A 16,813-nucleotide genomic window follows, 5' to 3' on the forward strand; every position below is an offset into this window, starting at 1 on the left:
GGGTGAGGGGGGTCAGCCGGGGGTGGCGGAGAGGCCGAGTGCGCGGGCGACGTGTGCGAGGGAGCGGTTCTGCTGGTGTGCGTAGAGGTCGAAGGGATCGAGGACCTCGCGGCCGATGGCGCCGGACAGCCGGGCAGCGTCGTAGGCCGTGCCCTGCCGGTCGTCGTCTCGGGTGCCCTCGCCGCTGAGGTTGGACTGGAAGATGCCGGCGGCGGAACGGGGCAGGAAGTCCTCGTACACGATGGGCTCGGCGCGCACCCAGCCCTCTCGCACCAGCCCCTCGAGGTCCGTGGGCGGCCGCCCGGCGCCCGGCCGGCCGGTGCCGGGCGAGTAGGTGAAGCAGGCCAGCCCCTCGGCGGCGAGCTCCTCTTCGCTGCCGGGCATGTGGCGCTCCCACACGGCGCGCGCGATGTCACTGCGGGCTTCCGCGGGGTTCTGGGACGCCTGCTCGTCGACGCGGCCGAGGAGTTCGTCGTACAGGGCGCGGCCCTCGCGGGTCAGGGCGATGCCGCGGGCCTCGACCTCCCCGAAGCGGACCCGCAGGGCGCCGCCGACGACGCTGCCGTCCGGGGTTCGCATCGCACGGGGTTCGGCCAGGGCCCGGAAGGAGGTCTGCCGCAGCAGCACGTCGGGGCCCTTCCAGGCGGGTGGGCCCTGGATGGTGTCGATCATCTCGATGCCGCGCTCGGTCATGCGCCGGTACAGCTCGTCGATGTCCAGGGCGCGCGGGGTGAGATGGTTGATGTGCGTGCTGCGCACGCCGCCGATGTCCGCGGCGACGGCGGAGATCCGCTCCAGGGTCCCGTACCAGGCCCTGTCGACCGGTTCCGGTGACAACTCGAATGCGGCGACGGCCAGTTGGAGGAAGCGTTCGGCCTGTTCCGCGGGCAGTTCCCGCTCGGCCGCGGCGCGGTCGGCCGGCGCGAGCAGCTCGGGGGGAAAGAGTTCGCGGTCCGCGAGGAAGGCTTCGAGACGTGTGCGCAGGTCGGCGTCGAAGAAACGGGGGTCGGCCGGGGTGAGCATGGAGGTGAACACCCGGAAGGGATTGCGTGCCAGTTCCGCCCCGTCCACCGGCCGGAACGCGGTGGAGACGACGGGAACGGCGCTGGCTGCCGCCTCCCGCAGGTCGTAGAAGCCGACCGGGTGCCTGCCGAGGGCGGCGAAGATCCGGGCGACCTGCCGCAGTTCGTCCGGCGTGCCGACACGGATGGCCCCGTGCCGTTCGGCGGTGACCCGGTGGATGGACCCCAGGCGTTCGGCGTCGGCTCCCCGTGCGCGCAGGACGTCCTCGTTGACCTCGCGGGAGACGTCCACGAGCGTCGCGTAGGCGGGGACCTCCTGCCCGTACATCCGCGACAGCCGCTCCGCGAACGCGGCCCGGAGCCGCCACTGACCGATCGTCGACATGGTTCGGCCTTTCGATCCGGGGGGCACACCGAATGAGCCATCGGCGGTCACACCACGTGCACTTCGGGGCGGATCTCGGCGCCGTGGCGGAACCGGTCGGCGCTGAGCGGGGAGATGCCGGTGAACGGCTCGCGTTCCAGGCAGAGGTCGCGCATGACCTCGCCGACGGCCGGCGCCTGAAGGAAGCCATGGCCGGAGAACCCGGTGGCGTAGAGGAAGCCGGCCGGTTCGTGGGAGCGGCCGATCAGGGCGTTGTGGTCCGGCGTGACCTCGTACAGGCCCGCCCAGCCGTCCGTGGTGCGCATACCGGCCAGGGCCGGGGCGCGGCGGCGGGCGGCGGCGCGGAACAGCTCCAGCCACCGCGGGGTCCAGGTGGTGTCGAAGCCGTCCTCCTGGTCGGGGTCGGCCAGCCCGAACAGCAGACCGTCGTCGCTGTTGTGGAAGTAGGCGGTCGAGGAGAAGTCGATGGTGAACGGGATGCGCGGGGCGGGCGGTGAGAGCGGCTCGGTGAACGCCAGTTGCCGTTTCACGGGCCGTACCGGCAGGTCGACGCCGGCCATGGCGCCTATTCGCGCCGACCAGGCCCCCGCCGTGCAGATGACGGTGGAGCAGGCGATGCGGCCGCGGCTGGTGCGCACGCCGGAGACACGGTTCCCCGTCGTGTCGATGCCGGTGACCGCCGTGTGGGTGGCGAGGGCGACGCCGGCCCGGGCCGCGGCCCGCGCGTACCCCTGGACGACCAGTTCGGGGCGGGCGTGCCCGTCGGTGGGGGAGTGGGCGGCGGCCACCAGGCCGTCGGTGCTGACGTAGGGGCACAGGCGCCGGGCCTCGTCCGGGCCGATCATGCGGCTCGGCACCCCGAGGTCGTTCTGCAGTTCGACGCCGGCCTCGAAGTCGTGCGCCTGCTGTGCGCTGTCGAGCAGGAACAGATAGCCGACGGTGTCCAGCCGGATACCGGCGCCGGGCCGGTGCGGGAAGTCCTGGAAGGCGCGCAGACTGCGGCTGCCGAGCTCGATGTTGAGCGGATCGGAGAACTGGGCGCGCACGCCGCCGATCGGCTTGCCCGAGCTGCCAGAGCCGAGCTCGCCGCGCTCGACGACGACGATCCTCGTCACCCCGGCTTCGGCGAGGTGCAACGCGGTGCTCGCACCCATCACGCCGCCACCGATGATCACGACATCGGCGCGGGCCGGAACGGTACGGAAGACGGAGGACGGCAAAGGGCCACTCCCTTCCGGAGGCCGCTGCACCGGACGGGTCCGTTTCCGGGGCGGCTGGGCTGTCAGGGACAGAGTGATGCCGGTCAGCTGTGTCAGCGTCATCGTGCAGCACCCCGGTCGTCGACGTCCATCACGTGTCGTCGGCGTCCGTCACGCAAGGACGATCCGAGCGGTGGAGCGCGGCGGCCGTCGAAGCGCCGACCGCCTTCAGCGGGCAGCGTCGCCCGGCAGCGCCTGCTCCGTCCAGATGGTCTTGCCCGTGGCGGTGTACCGGGTGCCCCAGCGCTGGGCGACCTGCGCGATCAGGAAGAGGCCACGGCCTCCCTCGTCGGTGCTGTGCGCTCGGCGCAGGTGGGGTGAGGTGTTGCTGGCGTCCGACACCTCACAGATGAGGGCCCGTTCGTGGATCAGACGCAGACTGATCGGTCCGCAGGCGTGCGTGATGGCGTTGGTGACCAGTTCGCTCACGATCAGCTCGGTCGTGAAGGCGATGCACTCCAGCCCCCACGCGGCCAGCTGACGGGCGGCGTTGTCACGCGCCTCGTGCACCGCCTGCGGATCGGCGGGCACCTCCCAGGAGGCCACGCGGACCGGGGCGAGGGCGCGGGTCCGGGCGACGAGGAAGGCGACATCGTCGTGCGGATGGCCCGGCAGAAGAATGCGGACCATCGTGTCGCAGATCTCCTCCAGCGGCCGGTCCGGATGCGCCAGGGCGAAGCAGAGCCGCTCGAAACCGACGTCGACATCACGGTCCGAGGCCTCGATCAGTCCGTCGGTGTAGAGCGCGACGACACTTCCCTCCTCCAGTTCGATCTCGGCCGACTCGAAGGGCAGACCGCCGAGGCCCAGAGGGGGACCGGCGGGGATGTCGGGCAGTTCCACCGGCTCGCTGAGGTGGGCGATGGCGGGGGTGGGGTGCCCGGCACGCGCCACGTTGAGTTTCCGTGAGATGGGGTCGTAGACCGCGTAGACGCAGGTCGCGCCGATCACCACCGGCCCGTCCGTGGCCGCCTCCGCCTCGTCCGCCAGGCGCAGGACGAGATCGTCGACATGGGCGAGGAGCTCGTCGGGGGGAAGGTCCATGTCGGCCAGTGTCTGCACGGCCGCACGCAGCCGGCCCATGCTCGCGGCGGCGTGGATGCCGTGGCCGACGACGTCCCCCACGACCAGGGCGACGCGCGCCCCGGACAGCGGGATGACGTCGAACCAGTCGCCGCCCACGCCCGCCTCGGCGTCCGTGGGCAGATAGCGGTAGGCGACCTCCACGGCGCAGTGATCGGGCAGCACGGGGGGAAGGAGACTGGTCTGCAGGGCGAGGGCCGCGTTGTGCTCGCGGACGAAGCGCCGGGCGTTGTCCACGCACACCGCGGCCCGCGCCACCACCTCCTCCACGAGCAGCAGGTCGTCCTCGTCGAACGGGTTGGGGTTCTCCCAGCGCAGCAGCGTGACCACGCCCATGGTCGAGCCGCGCGCCCGCAGCGGTACCACCATGTGGGTGTGCACACCGAGCCCGACGATCTTGGACAGGCGTTTCGGATCGTCGGCCAGCCACCACGTCGTGGGGTCCAGCACCGTGTCCAGGATCGGCCGGCCCGTGGTCAGGCAGCGTCGCTGCGGGGACTTGGAGGGGTACACGGCGGGCCCCCCGATGGGGACGACCGCCTCGGGCACCTCCTCGCGGACCGACCGGTGGGCCGCCCGCTGGAGCGTGCCGCCGGTGACCGGTCCGGGGGCGAGGTACTGGGCCGCCAGCACGCCCTGGAACAGGTCGATCGCCGCGAAGTCGGCGAACTCCGGCACCAGGACCTCGGCCAGCTCCTGCACCGTGCGGTCGAGCTCCAGCGTGGTGCCGATGCGCTGAGCCGCCTCGTTGACCAGGGCCAGCCGCTCGCGGCCCCGGTCCTGCGCGGTGAAGTCGACGGCGGTGTGACACACCCCGAGCGTCTTGCCGTCGATGTCCCTCAGCGGGAACGACGAGCGGAGCCTGAGGTGGCCCTGCGAGTTCCGGCGGGACAGGCCGGGCGTGGACGGCACGTGCTCCACGGCCGGCGTCAGCCGACCCGAGATCAGCGCCTGACGCGCCTGCCAGTCCACGGCCGACGGCACCTGTTCCGGTCCGCGGGGCGCGGCGGCCCGGTGGGCCTGCAGTCCCTCCATGGCGGCCAGCGCCTGGTTCACCCACTGGAAGCGCAGCTCGTCGTCGAGAACGGCGATGCCGATCGGTGACTCCTCCAAGAGGCCGCGCACCACCGCCTGATCGAGTTTCCACCGGCGCGCATCGGACGCCTCACAGGCCATGGCGAGGCAGAACTCGCCCTGCTCGGCCTGTACCGGGCACACGCGCACGGCGAGCTCGACCGGGTGACCCGCGCGGTGACGCGCGGTGATCAGTCCCTCCCAGGCGTCCTGGATACGCTGCGCCGCGCAGAGCGCGGTCGGCGGGGCGCACTCCTTGGTGAGGACGGAGGTCACGGGCTGCCCCAGCACGCTGGACGCCGGATACCCGAGGAGGTCCTCCGCCGTCCGACTCCAGTAGCGGATCAGGCCGTGTACGTCCACGAGGGCGACGGCGGCAGACGTGATGCCGAACGGATCGCCCGCGTGCTTGTCGGCCAGTTCCCTGAGACCCATCGTGTCGGCCGCATCCGCAGTCGGGTTTCCTGACACCACGGTCTCACATGGATCCGGGTGTGTCTTCGGCCCGCCCGGGCCGGGCGGGCATCACCCGGCGGCGGGCATCACCCGGCGGCGGGCGTCACCGCCGCGGGCGCTCGAAAGTCAGCAGCAGGCCCTCCACGGCTCCCGGACCTATGCGGCCCTTGACGTCGGCGGAGGTGATGGCCTTCAGGGCCCAGCCGTCCTCGGCGTGCCTGTTGAGCACCTTCTCCAGCTTGTCGCTGTCCAGCGCGTCGCCGATCAGCGACTCCCTGAAGGTGACGACCTTGTACTCGTACGTGTAGGCGCTGCTCATCGGGCGGAGTCCTCCTGGCTGCCGTGCGGGGTGGTGTGTGAAAGCCGGGGCAAGCTAATCATCATCGGCCCCGCAACAGAAGGCACGTTGAGGGGCCGGCGGAAGGTGCGTAGCCCGCGGCGGACCCCTGGGTGGTGCGATGTGCTGGAGTGCGACGGCCGATCTCGTGGCGGGCAGCGGTGTCGCGGCGGTGGGTGCGGCGTGTGTGGCCCTGACGCGCAGCGGCCGGGAACTTCCGCTCGCCGCGGTGCCGTTGCTTCTGGGGGCCCACCAGATCGTCGAGTCGGTGGTGTGGCGCTCCGGCGGGGGCAGCGGGCCCGCGACCGTCGCATGGGCCGTCATCGCGCTGCCGCTGCTCGCGGTGTGGGTTCCGGCGGGCGTGATGTGCGTGGCCCCACCCCGGGCCCGGTTCCGCCTGCTCCTGCCGCTGGTCGCCGGAGTGCTGACGGCCGTCCCGCTCGCCCTGGCCCTCGCCACCCACCCGGTGACCGCCGAGATCCGCGGTCACACCGTCGGTTATGCCGTGCAGGTGTCCCCCGTGCTGCTGCTGGTCCTGGGCTACCTGCTGGCAACGGTGGGCTCGTTGCTGCTCTCCGGTCACCGGCGGCTGCTCGTGCTGGGAGTTCTGGTCGCCGTCGGGGCGGCGGCGTGCTGGGCGCTGTGGCGGCTGGAGTTCGTCTCGACGTGGTGCGCGTTCGCGGCGCTGTGTTCGGTGGTGCTGCTGGACTGGGTGCGGGCACGCCGCACGTCCGCGGGGAGGCGGTCCGGCCGATGACGGGGAGACGTCACACCGACGCCCGCGGCTGCTTCGGCCGACCCGGTGCCGGCCAGGTACCGGCAAGTGCCGTGCCCGGCAAGGGCACCGCTCCCATCCCTTCGTCCGGCCCACGGTGCATCGCCAGGGGCACCGGTCCCTGCGTCCCTCCCGGGTGCGTCCGGTGGCCGCGTCCCGGTCCGCCGGAAGGAGCCGCACACGGCCCCGCGACACGGCGCCGCACACTCACCGGCCGCCGTCGGCGCGTGCCGCCGCCCACCGCAGCACGGCGGAGCGGCCCCGGGCTGGAACCGTCCAGAGGGCGTGACCGCGCAGCCCCCACCGGCGCAGCAAGGTGTTCGCGGCAAGGAAGCCGCTGGTGGCCGCCCGTTCCATCAGCGCCACCGGCAGACCGGTGCGGACCGTGTCACCGGCGACGACCAGTCCCGGCGTGGGCGTGCCCACCGCCGGCCGGTCGGTGTACCCGCCGACGCGGAAGAGAGGGCAGTCGGCCCGCCACTCCTGGCGTGCGTCCACCACCCGGGCCGGCCGTGTCTCCGGGTACAGCCGGTGCAGTTCGTCCAGCAGTTCCTGCTGGACGACCGTCCGGTCGGCGTTTTCGGGCAGCGCGTAGGCGTGCAGTTCCACCACCGAGCCTCCGGTACGGGCGGTCCACCGGGCGGCCTCGCCCTCCCAGCCGCTGAGCACACTGACGTTGTCCAGGGCGCCGTGTCCGCTGGTGCCGAGGAACCCGGGCCGGTCCGCCCGCACCGGCCGGTCCAGCCACAGGCGTAAGACCAGGAACGGCGGGGCGGTACGCAAGCGCGACACGCGCTCACGCCACTCGGCGTCGCCGAGACCGCCGCAGTGGGCCACCAGTGAGCGCAGGCCGGCCGGATCGAGAGCGAGCACCACCGCGTCGTACGGCTCCTCGCGACCCGCGGCGGCGACGCCGAAACCGCCCGCCGGCCGGATGGAGATCCCCTCCACCGCGGCGCCGGTGCGCACCCGCGCGCCGAGCCGGCGCAGCCGTCCCGCCAGCGGGTCCCACAGCGCGTGCGGAAACGGTTCCCGCGGCACGTCGAACAGCAGGCCCTCCGCCGAGCCGAGGAAGTAGATGTGGAACATCAGGGCCATCTCGGCGGCCGACAGCTGCCGGGGGTCGGCGAAGAAGCTCCGGGAGAACACCTCGAAGGCCAGGTGCCGTGCCGCCGGAGGGAAGCGGATCGCCTCCAGGAAGTCGTACGCGCTGACATGGTCGAGACGGTCGTACACCCCGGGCACCCGCACATCGAGCAGCGGCAGGGCGGCGCCCGGGTGCATCCGGGCCAGGTCGCGCACGGAGAACGATTCGCTCAGTGCCGCGAACCCGAGCGCGCTCAGCGGCGGTGTGCGGGGCACGTGCCGGAAGCTGTCACGCCGGCCGTTGCCGTGCCGCAGGGGATAGTCGGGCAGCCCGGTGAGAAGGCGCAGTGACGGGTCGGTGCGGCGCAACAGGGCGCGCAGGTTGTAGTACTGCCGGAAGAAGGCGTGGAAGCCGCGGCTCATCGTCACCGTCGTGCCGTCGGCCAGCCGTGTGGGCCAGCCGGCGAGCCGTCCGCCGAGCTGCGGATCGCGCTCGTACAGGGTGACGCGTACACCCCGTTCGGCCAGCGCTGTCGCCGCGGTCGTGCCGGCGATGCCGCCGCCGACGACCGCCACCCGCGGAGCGCCCGCACCCTCGGCGCGTTCGGCGCCGGGCGGCGCGGGCAGCAGCCGGGCCAGCCGGTCCCGGCCGGGACGGGGCGTGCGGGTATCCGGTGCGGAAGGGCGCCTCCGGCCGGTCATCGCCCCGCCTCCCCGGCGCCGGAGGACGGGCGGCGGGCGACGACGGTGTGGGCGATGCCGGTGTGCCAGCCGGGCAACGGCAGCACCCGCACCCGCTCGAACCCGGCCCGTCCCACCCGCCGCGCCAGTTGCCCGGCCGTGTCGAAGGTGACGACGCTGCGCCACAGATGCCGGTAGAGCGGTCCGTCGCCGAGCAGCGTGGCGACCGGCAGGACGAGTCCGCCGCACACCGCGTCCCACACCGCGCGGTGCGCCGCACGTCCGCTCAGCGCGTACTCGTGGACCGCCAGCCGGCCGTGCGGTGCCAGCAGCTGGTATGTGCGGGCGAGTACGGCGTCCGGATCGGCGGTGTTGCGCAGCAGGTAGGCGGCGAACACCGCGTCGAACGGACCACCCACCCCGGCCTCGGCCAGGCGCTCCACCGGTGCCTGCACGAAGTGCACGGGCCGGGGCCACGACCGGCGGGCCGCGCGCCGCAGCATGCCCGCCGAGGCGTCGACGGCGGTGATGTCCGCGCCGGGTAGCACGGCGGCCAGAGCCGCGGTCGACGCCCCCGTTCCGCACCCTAGGTCCAGCACGCGCAGCCCGGCGCCACCGCCGCCGAGACCGAGCCGCCGCGCGGAGCGGCGCAGCTGGGCGTGGTACCCGGGGTTGGCCGCCACCAGCAGGTCGTAGCTGCCGGCGGCGTGGTCGAAAGCGGCGGCCAGGTCGGCGTCGCGCAGCAGAGGCATGCCGTCTCCGTGTGGGGTCTCGGTACGGGCGTCAAGCGGGGGGCGCGCCACGGCGGGGGGCGAACGGCAGGGTGAGAGCCGAACCCAGCATCGCGGCGACGGGCACGTGCACTCCGATGGACAGGTCCTCGGACAGGCTGGTGCGCCCGTCCAGGAAGCGCAGCAGCCGCGGCGCCGGCACCTGGGCGAACAGACGGGTGAAGAAGTCCGGGCCGTCGACCCGGCCGTGGTCGAGGGCGTGCAGCAGCACTGCGTCCATGACCCGGGAGCGGACCGAGTGGGCGGGTGGGGGCACAGGGAGGTGCCCGGCGTGCAGCGCGGCGGCGACGGCGGCCGTCTGGCGCTGGACGGTGCTGAAGGTGTAGCCCGTCGCGGGCCGGGTGGCGCCGGCCGCGGCTCCGATCCGGAACACGCACGCCGCGGTCTGCCGGGGGAAGTCCGCGTCCGTCATCGGTATCACGCCCTGCTCGCACGCCGTGACGTCGTGGTCGCCGATCCCCAGCACGTGGGCGGTGTAGTGCCGCAGCGCGCGGTCGTACGCGTCCCGTCCGAGCGCGCGGCGCGAGAACTCCGTGTACTCGACCAGCGCCTCGCACGGCCCGGTCGGCAGCACGTAACCGAACGACAGCCCGTGCGCGGGCTGCGGGGTGCGGAAGTCCATCAGCTCCACGGCGGTGGGGTCGAACACGGGACGGCGCGTGCGGACGAACCAGCCGCGGAAGTGCTGCAGCAGCGTCGTGCGGGCCGGTGGCAGGCGCGTGGGCGGCCGGGAGTCGAACACCCACCGGGCACGCACGGTCACCTGGCCGCCGTCGGCCAGGCGGGCGTGCACCAGCGCGCCGCTCCGAGCGGGCTCGACCCGCTCGGCGACGGCCTCGACGGCCGTCACGCAGGCACTGTCCGCGATCACCGGGCCGGCCAGCTCCTCGAACGCGTCGGAGCGCAGCATCTTGTAGTTCAGCGGCGCGATGGCGCGGTCGATCGTCCGCCCGCCGCGCGAGCGCACCCGCAGTCGCTGCCAGCTGGCCGTCAGCACCTCGTCGTACGGTCCGGGTCCCGATTCCCAGTAGCACCACGTGCGGCGCGCCGCGCGGAACGGGCCCGGCGGTGCCGCCAGCAGCACCGCGGTCACCCGGCGTGAGCCCGCGGGCGGCCGGGCCAGCCGCAGGGCCAGCGACAGTCCGGCCGCTCCGGCGCCCACGACGACGACGTCCGACTCCACGTCCACGGCGGCTCCCTTTCCGGTCCGGCGATCAGGCCAGTCTTCCCGCTCGCCGGCCCGCGCGGATGCAGCCGGGAGCGTGTCGGCCGGATGGGTACCCCCAGCGTCGGCACATCCGTCGAACGGCGCATCCGGCCGCGGTATCCGCGCGGAATGTGGCCCGGACAAGGAAGTGACTCCGAAGAAGTGACACGGAAGACGTGACACCGAAGAAGCAACAGAAGCAACAGAAGCGACACCGAAGAAGTGACACCGAAGGCGCAGGCCCGGGGCGCGACACCCGGCTTCCCACTGGCGAGAGGATTCGCGATGCGTTCCACCCCGGCGATCGGACGCCCCACGGCGGACCCGCCACGCAAGCCGTTCGCCGTGGCCGGGCCCCGCGACACCGGGGAGCCCTCCGGCCGGGCCGGCGACCTTTCCGCGCTCGGCGTGCCGGAGCACACGGTGGGCCGTGGCGACCTTTCCGACCGCGAGTCGGCCGGCCTGCGCGACCTCCTCGGCGCCCTCGGCGCCCGTGACCTGGTCGAGCGGAGGATCGCCCGGCCGGCCGGGCAGCCCCTGCGCCACCTGGGGGAGGCCGCGCCGGGGCCGGGCGCGGCGGCCCGGCTGCGCGATGTGCCGGCCGGGACCACCGGGGCAACCGCACAAGGGCCCGCGCCGGGCGGTCCGCCACCCGCCGCCGCCGTGGCAGCGGAGGCCGGCCGGTGACCAGAGCGATGAAGGGACCCACCGATCATGTCGTGGTCGTCGGCGCGGGCCTGGCCGGCCTCTCCGCCGCGCTGCACCTGCTCGGCGCGGGCCGCCGGGTGACGGTGGTCGAACGCGACCCACGGCCCGGCGGACGGGCCGGACGCCTCGAACTCGGCGGCTACCTGATCGACACCGGACCCACCGTGCTGACCATGCCCGAGATCGCCGACGAGGCGTTCGCCGCGGTCGGCGCCTCGCTGCGCGACCGCGTCGACCTGATCGAGCTGCATCCGGCCTACCGGGCACGCTTCGCCGACGGCAGCACCCTCGACGTGCACACCGACGCCGAGGCGATGGAAGCCGAGATCGAACGGTTCGCCGGCGGCGCCGACGCCCTGGGCTACCGCAGGCTGCGCCACTGGCTGGGCGAGCTGTACCGGGTCGAGCGGGGCCGCTTCCTCGACGCCGACTTCGACTCGCCGCTGCAGTTGCTCACCCCCGCTCTGGTCCGGCTCGCCGCGCTCGGCGGCTTCGGCCGCTGGGAGGCGCGCATCGCCCGCCACCTGCGCGACGAGCGACTGCGCCGCGTCTTCTCCTTCCAGGCCCTGTACGCAGGCGTCCCACCCGAGCGGGCCCTGGCCGCGTACGCCGTGATCGCCTTCATGGACACGGTCGCCGGGGTGTACTTCCCGCGCGGGGGCATGTACGCCCTGCCCCGGGCGATGGCCGACGTCGCGGCCGAGGCCGGCGCGGAGTTCCGCCACGGTCAGCGGGTCACCGGCCTCGAACGGGCCACGGGCCGTGTCACGGCCGTACTGACCGACGACGAGCGCATCCCCTGCGACGCGGTCGTCCTCACCCCCGACCTGCCCGTGACGTACCGCCTGCTGGGCCGCACCCCACGTCGTTTGGTAGGCCTCACCCACGCCCCCTCGGCCGTCGTCCTGCACGCCGGCTGCGACCGCACCTGGCCGGAACTGGCGCACCACACCCTGTCCTTCGGCCGCGCCTGGCGGCGCACCTTCCGCGAACTCACCCGTACCGGCGAGCTGATGAGCGACCCCTCCCTGCTGATCACCCGGCCCACCGCCAGTGACCCGGACCTCGCCCCGCCGGGCCGCCACCTGCACTACGTCCTCGCCCCCTGCCCCAACACCGACATCGGGCCCGGCACCACCGACTGGACCCGGCTGGCCCCGTGCTACCGCGACAGCCTGCTGCGCGAACTCGACCGCCGGGGCATGGCGGGCATCGCGTCCGCCATCGAGGAGGAACACCTCGTGACCCCCGCCGGCTGGAGCGCGCAGGGGCACGCGGCGGGCACCCCGTTCTCCGCCGCGCACACCTTCGCCCAGACGGGCCCCTTCCGCCCCCGCAACCTGGTGCGCGGCACCGCCAACGCCGTCCTCGCGGGCTGCGGCACCACGCCCGGCGTGGGCGTACCGCCCGTACTGCTGTCGGGAAAGCTGGCGGCCGCCCGGATCACCGGCCGGCCGCGGCCCGGCGGCGCTCCCGGCCGGTCGGCCGCCCCGAGGGCCGAGGGACTCCGACGGTGACCGCCCGTGAACTGAACGCCGCCGGCATCACCGAGCCACGTCTGCGTGCCGCGTACACGCACTGCCGCCGGCTGAACGCCCGGCACGGGCGCACCTACTTCCTCGCCACCCGTCTGCTCCCACCCGGCCGGCGCCCCGCGGTGCACGCCCTGTACGGCTTCGCCCGCTGGGCCGACGACATCGTCGACGCGCAGGGTGCCGACCCCGGCGGCCGGGCCGGCACCGAGGCCGAACGGCGGGCCGCCGCTCTGGACCGGCTGCGCGACGACCTCGCCCGGGGCCTGGCCGGAGAGGGCGTCGCCGCGCCGGTGGTCGTCGCCCTCGCGGACACCAGCCGCCGCTACGCCATCGACCACCGTCACTTCGCCGACTTCCTCACCGCGATGCGCAGCGATCTGACGGTCACCGAGTACGCCGGCTACGACGAACTGCGCGCCTACATGCACGGATCGGCCGCGGTGATCGGCCTGCAGATGCTTCCCGTTCTCGGCACCGTCGTGCCACGAGAGGAGGCCGCCCCGTACGCGGCGGAACTGGGCGTCGCCTTCCAGCTGACCAACTTCCTGCGGGACGTCGGCGAGGACCTCGACCGCGGCCGGATCTACGTTCCCCAGGACCTGCTCGCCGCACACGCCGTCGACCGGGACCTGCTGTGGCGCTGTCGGCACACCGGCCGTACCGACCACCGGGTCACCGCGGCCCTGCGCGAGTTCGCGGCCCTCACCCGCGCCGCCTACCGGCGCGCGGCGCCCGGCGTGCCGATGCTCCACCCCGTCGCACGCCCCTGCATCCGTACGGCGTTCGTGCTGTACGGCGACATCCTGGACGCCGTCGCCGCCGACGGCTGGGCGGTGCTGCACCGCCGCGCCGCCGTGCCCCGCCGGCGCCGTGCACTCGTCGCCGCCGACGGTCTGCTGCGGCTGACGGCGGCCCGCCTGACGACCCGGCACCCGACCACCCGCCCGAAGGAGGCCGTGTGACGCCCCCCTCCGCACCCCGGCGCGGGCGTCTGCCCCTGCGCCTGCGCCGCGCCCCCGTGGCCTGGGAGCGCCAACGTCCGACATGGCCCGACGCCCGGCCCGCGCTGATCGCCGACGCGCTCAAGCGGGCACAGGCCCGGCCGAGCGGCAACTGGTACGTCGTCGGCGCCTCCGGCGAGCTGCGCGCGGACCGGCCGGTGGCCCGCACGGTCGCGGGCCACGAGGTCGTGCTCTGGCGCGACGCGACCGGCCGCCTGGCCGCCGGACCCGGGGTCTGCCCGCACCTGGGGGCGCCGCTGGGGGACAGCCCGGTACGCTGCGGCACCCTGGTGTGCCACTGGCACGGACTCGCCCTGGACGGCAGGCCGTTCGCCGGCTGGGAACCCTGGCCCGCCCACGACGACGGGGTGCTGCTGTGGGTGCGGCTGGACGACGCTGGCGGCGAGGAACCCACGAGCCGCCCGGCCGTACCGGCCCGCCCCGCCCTCAGCGGGGCGCTGGCGGCCGTCCACACGGCGACCGGCCGCTGCGAGCCGGAGGACGTGGTCGCCAACCGCCTCGATCCCTGGCACGGGGCCTGGTTCCATCCGTACTCCTTCGTCGACCTCACCGTCGTGGAGACTCCCGGACCGCGGGGCACGGAGGACGCGTTCACCGTCGACGTGTCCTTCAAGGTGGCCGGACGGCTCGTCGTGCCCGTCCGCGCGGTGTTCACGGCTCCCGGTCCGCGCACCGTCGTGATGCGGATCACCGACGGCGAGGGCGAGGGTTCCGTCGTGGAGACCCACGCCACCCCGCTGGGACACGACGTCCTGGGCCGGCCGCGCACCGCGGTCGTGGAGGCCGTCGTGGCCACCTCCGGACGGCGGGGGTTCGCCGTGGCCCGCCGGGCCACCGCACTGCTGGCCCCGGTGATGCGCTACGCCGCGGGCCGTCTGTGGCGCGACGACCTGGCCTACGCCGAACGACGCTGGAGCCTGCGCTCCACGGGACGTTTTCCCGGATGAGGGGCCGGCCGTGACGCCGCCGTGCGCGGAGGCCGCAGGCATGTCCGGTCCGGCAGAGCCGCACCCCACTATTGAACGTGTTCAAAATTGCTGGCACGATGGGTCCCGCCACTCCGAGGGAGCTGAACGGGAGGACCAGGGCCATGACGAGCTCACTTCTCATGCCGCGAGGCCGTGTCCACTCGAGCACGTACGGCGGCAGGACGGCTGTGGGGAGCACGGACCCGACGCGGATCCTCGACTGGCAGCACCCGCGGGTCATGGAATCGCTCCAACTGATGGGGCTGCCGGAGGACTTGGGGGAACGCCCGGATCCGGCTCGCCGGACAGCGGCCCTGCGGCAGGCCCACCGATGGACAGCGGCAGCTGTGCGGCCGGTGTACTCGGTCCAGGACGAGCGGCCCGTGTCACAGGTGCTGCGCCGCGGGCGCGGCTCGTGCAGCCAGCGGCTGGCGGTGCTGGAGTTCGTCGCCCGGGCCCTCGGGGTGGCCACCCGTGTGCGTGGCCTGCTGGTGGACGGCAGGTTCTGGTATCCGCGTTTTCCTCGGCTCCGCCGGCTCGTCCCGCACCAAGTCGTGCTCGCTTGGCCCGAGTTCCGCATCGAGGGGCTGTCCCCGGCTGACCACCCCACGGCACCCTGGCTGGCCGTGTCGGAGCTCTTCGGCGGCCTGGACGAGTTGAGCGAGAGCCACGGCGGCCCCTTCACCAACGCCGGCCCGGAGACCCTGTTCGAGGCCTTGTCCAGGACGGCGGTCGACTGGAACGGAGCGACGTCCTGCTCCGCCGCCGGCGCATCGTGCGACCTCTCGGCCCATCTCCTCGCCGACCTCGGCCACTTCGACTCGCGCGACGAGCTTTTCGCCCGGCACGGTCAGACCCTCTGCGGGACGGCACGACTGCTGGCCGAGCCCGTCCTGGGCCGCCGCTGGGCGGGTGCCTAGAAAGCCACCGGACCCCACGGGTGCCTCTCGAGCCGAAGCTCGAGAGGCACGCGTAGGTCTCGTTCGGTTCGGGTCGGACTCCTCGTGGCCTGGACTTGTGCCGGCCGAGGAGCCGGCAGTGGTCTGCGGTCACCGGATTCCTGGACGTGCCGGGGTCGTCGGGCGGCCGAAGCCGCGCAGCCGGACTGTTTGCCTACCAGTAGTGCCGTCGGCCGGCGACCGCGTGCCCCATCGAGCCCAGGACCCAGAGGACCGCACCCACGACCAACAGGATGATGCCGATCGTCCACAGGATGGATATCCCTGTGAGGAAACCGACGATGAGAAGGATGATACCGAGGGCGATCATGGCTGGCCTCCTGGTGATGTATCGCTCCTGTCGCCCGGGTGCCCGAAAACGAACGCAATAAGCCATCCGCAGGCGCATGGAAATGTGCTGTGCGGATCGCCCCGGCTCACCGGTTTGCTGCGCCGCACGTCGACGACATGCCGGCGACGGGTCTCCTGACCACGGCACGCGGGTTCCGTCCCACGAGGAAGACTCCACCGGTGGGGGCTGTCGTCCGGCAGAGGGCGGGTCGGACGGCTCCCTCGGCGGCCCCGGCCGGATCGTCGCCGAGCGCGGCGCCTGCCGCGGACCGGTGTGATCGTCCCGACGCGGCGTACGGCTCCGCCCCTGGAACCCGCCCGTCCAGGCGCTGTTCGGCGGCGCTCCTGGCCGAAGCGCACACCGGCCCCGAGGAGTTCCGGCACATGGATCAAGGTCGACTCCGGATCACCGTCCCTCCGGACCCGGCGCGGTCCCGCCGCACGGATGCCCCGACCGCAAGCTCAGGGTGAGCCTTCGGGGCAGGGTGTTCCGCGCGGAGCTTCTGCGCGCGCTCGCGTGGGTCGTATCCCGGGCGCACGCCCTCGACCAGGACCAGGTCCCCGTCGACGTGGTCGGTCCGCAGGCGCAGGATGTCCTGGTAGGCGGGGGAGCGGTACCAGGCGCGGGCGGTGTCCAGGTCGGGGAACTCGATGAGCACCATGCTGCCCGGCCAGGTGCCCTCGACGACGTCGGCCGGCGGGCCGTGCAGCAAGAATCGTCCGTGGAACGGATCGAGGGTGACCTGAATCCGTTCCAAGTACTCGAGGATGTCGGGGTGATGGCGGCGGTCTCGCAGGTGTGCGAAGCCATAGGCGGACACGCTCAACTCCTTCGTGTGCCGGCTGGGGCACCCGAAGGTAGTCATGCGGGCCTCCGCCGTGCCATTACCTCGGAGGTAGCGGTGCGGCCCGGGAGCACCTGCCACCGTCCGGTCGCGGGGGCGACCCCTCAACGCGCGATGCGGTGCTTCCTGCCGCCCCGGCGGAAGCGCAACCCGACGTAGACGAGGTCGGCGACAAGAAGGACGGCGCCTATGACCAGCAGATAGAACAGACCATGGACCGCGAAACCGATGATGCCCAGGATCACGGCCGCGAGGATCAGGAGGAGGAACAGCGTCATCGCGTCTCCCGG

Annotated in this window: 15 protein-coding genes and 1 pseudogene; 6 read left to right on the plus strand and 10 right to left on the minus strand. The window is 73.6% G+C overall.

The features are described 5' to 3' along the window. Window positions 1-12 precede the first annotated feature (12 nt). From ABZ919_RS28155 to ABZ919_RS28170, 4 genes are all read right to left on the minus strand, one after another. Window positions 13-1,407, minus strand: coding sequence for a VOC family protein (locus ABZ919_RS28155; RefSeq protein ID WP_361253061.1), 1,395 nt, complete (start codon window positions 1,405-1,407; stop codon window positions 13-15). Window positions 1,408-1,454: 47 nt separating this feature from the next. Beyond that, window positions 1,455-2,627, minus strand: coding sequence for an FAD-binding oxidoreductase (locus tag ABZ919_RS28160; protein ID WP_361253063.1), 1,173 nt, complete (start codon window positions 2,625-2,627; stop codon window positions 1,455-1,457). 207 nt (window positions 2,628-2,834) lie between these two features. Then, a complete protein-coding gene (locus ABZ919_RS28165) occupies window positions 2,835-5,258 on the minus strand; it encodes a SpoIIE family protein phosphatase (protein WP_361253064.1) in 2,424 nt (807 codons plus the stop codon). A 124-nt stretch (window positions 5,259-5,382) separates the two neighbouring features. Further along, complete coding sequence (locus ABZ919_RS28170) at window positions 5,383-5,598, minus strand: DUF4177 domain-containing protein (RefSeq protein ID WP_361253066.1); 216 nt, start codon at window positions 5,596-5,598, stop codon at window positions 5,383-5,385. 139 nt (window positions 5,599-5,737) lie between these two features. Here ABZ919_RS28170 and ABZ919_RS28175 point away from each other — a divergent pair, with 139 nt between their 5' ends. Continuing rightward, window positions 5,738-6,373, plus strand: coding sequence for a DUF6629 family protein (locus tag ABZ919_RS28175; RefSeq protein WP_361253068.1), 636 nt, complete (start codon window positions 5,738-5,740; stop codon window positions 6,371-6,373). 225 nt (window positions 6,374-6,598) lie between these two features. Here ABZ919_RS28175 and ABZ919_RS28180 read toward each other — a convergent pair whose 3' ends face one another. From ABZ919_RS28180 to ABZ919_RS28190, 3 genes are read right to left on the minus strand one after another with little or no spacing between them, the layout of a single operon-like run. Next, window positions 6,599-8,179 carry an FAD-dependent oxidoreductase gene (locus ABZ919_RS28180; RefSeq protein WP_361253070.1) on the minus strand — a complete coding sequence of 527 codons (1,581 nt, stop codon included), beginning with the start codon at window positions 8,177-8,179 and terminating at the stop codon, window positions 6,599-6,601. Then, the gene (locus ABZ919_RS28185; protein ID WP_361253072.1) at window positions 8,176-8,910 is read right to left on the minus strand and encodes a methyltransferase domain-containing protein; all 735 of its coding nucleotides are present in this window, start codon (window positions 8,908-8,910) and stop codon (window positions 8,176-8,178) included. The genes ABZ919_RS28180 and ABZ919_RS28185 overlap by 4 nt, the downstream gene beginning before the upstream one ends. Window positions 8,911-8,941: 31 nt before the next feature. Then, a complete protein-coding gene (locus ABZ919_RS28190; RefSeq protein WP_361253074.1) occupies window positions 8,942-10,138 on the minus strand; it encodes a lycopene cyclase family protein in 1,197 nt (398 codons plus the stop codon). 303 nt (window positions 10,139-10,441) lie between these two features. Between ABZ919_RS28190 and ABZ919_RS28195 the strand changes: the two genes are divergently transcribed. The 5 genes from ABZ919_RS28195 to ABZ919_RS28215 all read left to right on the plus strand — a co-directional run bounded on the left by ABZ919_RS28195 (window position 10,442) and on the right by ABZ919_RS28215 (window position 15,309). Next, the gene (locus tag ABZ919_RS28195) at window positions 10,442-10,843 is read left to right on the plus strand and encodes a hypothetical protein (protein WP_361253075.1); all 402 of its coding nucleotides are present in this window, start codon (window positions 10,442-10,444) and stop codon (window positions 10,841-10,843) included. Continuing rightward, window positions 10,840-12,381, plus strand: coding sequence for a phytoene desaturase family protein (gene crtI, locus ABZ919_RS28200; protein ID WP_361253077.1), 1,542 nt, complete (start codon window positions 10,840-10,842; stop codon window positions 12,379-12,381). Before ABZ919_RS28195 ends, crtI begins: the two co-directional genes overlap by 4 nt. Continuing rightward, entirely contained in the window at window positions 12,378-13,361 is a 984-nt protein-coding gene (locus ABZ919_RS28205; protein ID WP_361253079.1) for a phytoene/squalene synthase family protein, read from the plus strand. The genes crtI and ABZ919_RS28205 overlap by 4 nt, the downstream gene beginning before the upstream one ends. Next, complete coding sequence (locus tag ABZ919_RS28210) at window positions 13,358-14,368, plus strand: DUF5914 domain-containing protein (protein ID WP_361253080.1); 1,011 nt, start codon at window positions 13,358-13,360, stop codon at window positions 14,366-14,368. Before ABZ919_RS28205 ends, ABZ919_RS28210 begins: the two co-directional genes overlap by 4 nt. Window positions 14,369-14,511: 143 nt before the next feature. After that, window positions 14,512-15,309 (plus strand): transglutaminase domain-containing protein, encoded by a 798-nt coding sequence (locus tag ABZ919_RS28215; RefSeq protein WP_361253082.1) that lies wholly within the window; start codon window positions 14,512-14,514, stop codon window positions 15,307-15,309. A 193-nt stretch (window positions 15,310-15,502) separates the two neighbouring features. Here the strand turns inward: ABZ919_RS28215 and ABZ919_RS28220 are convergent, their stop codons facing one another. The 3 genes and pseudogenes from ABZ919_RS28220 to ABZ919_RS28230 all read right to left on the minus strand — a co-directional run bounded on the left by ABZ919_RS28220 (window position 15,503) and on the right by ABZ919_RS28230 (window position 16,801). After that, window positions 15,503-15,658, minus strand: coding sequence for a DUF6131 family protein (locus ABZ919_RS28220; RefSeq protein ID WP_361253084.1), 156 nt, complete (start codon window positions 15,656-15,658; stop codon window positions 15,503-15,505). A 511-nt stretch (window positions 15,659-16,169) separates the two neighbouring features. Continuing rightward, window positions 16,170-16,499: pseudogene (locus ABZ919_RS28225) on the minus strand (DUF1330 domain-containing protein); the annotation flags it as partial. 128 nt (window positions 16,500-16,627) lie between these two features. Continuing rightward, window positions 16,628-16,801, minus strand: coding sequence for a hypothetical protein (locus tag ABZ919_RS28230; RefSeq protein ID WP_361253086.1), 174 nt, complete (start codon window positions 16,799-16,801; stop codon window positions 16,628-16,630). Between the last annotated feature and the right edge of the window lie 12 nt (window positions 16,802-16,813).

The sequence above is a fragment of the Streptomyces sp. NPDC046759 genome (genome assembly GCF_040645475.1).
Classification (GTDB): Bacteria; Actinomycetota; Actinomycetes; order Streptomycetales; family Streptomycetaceae; genus Streptomyces.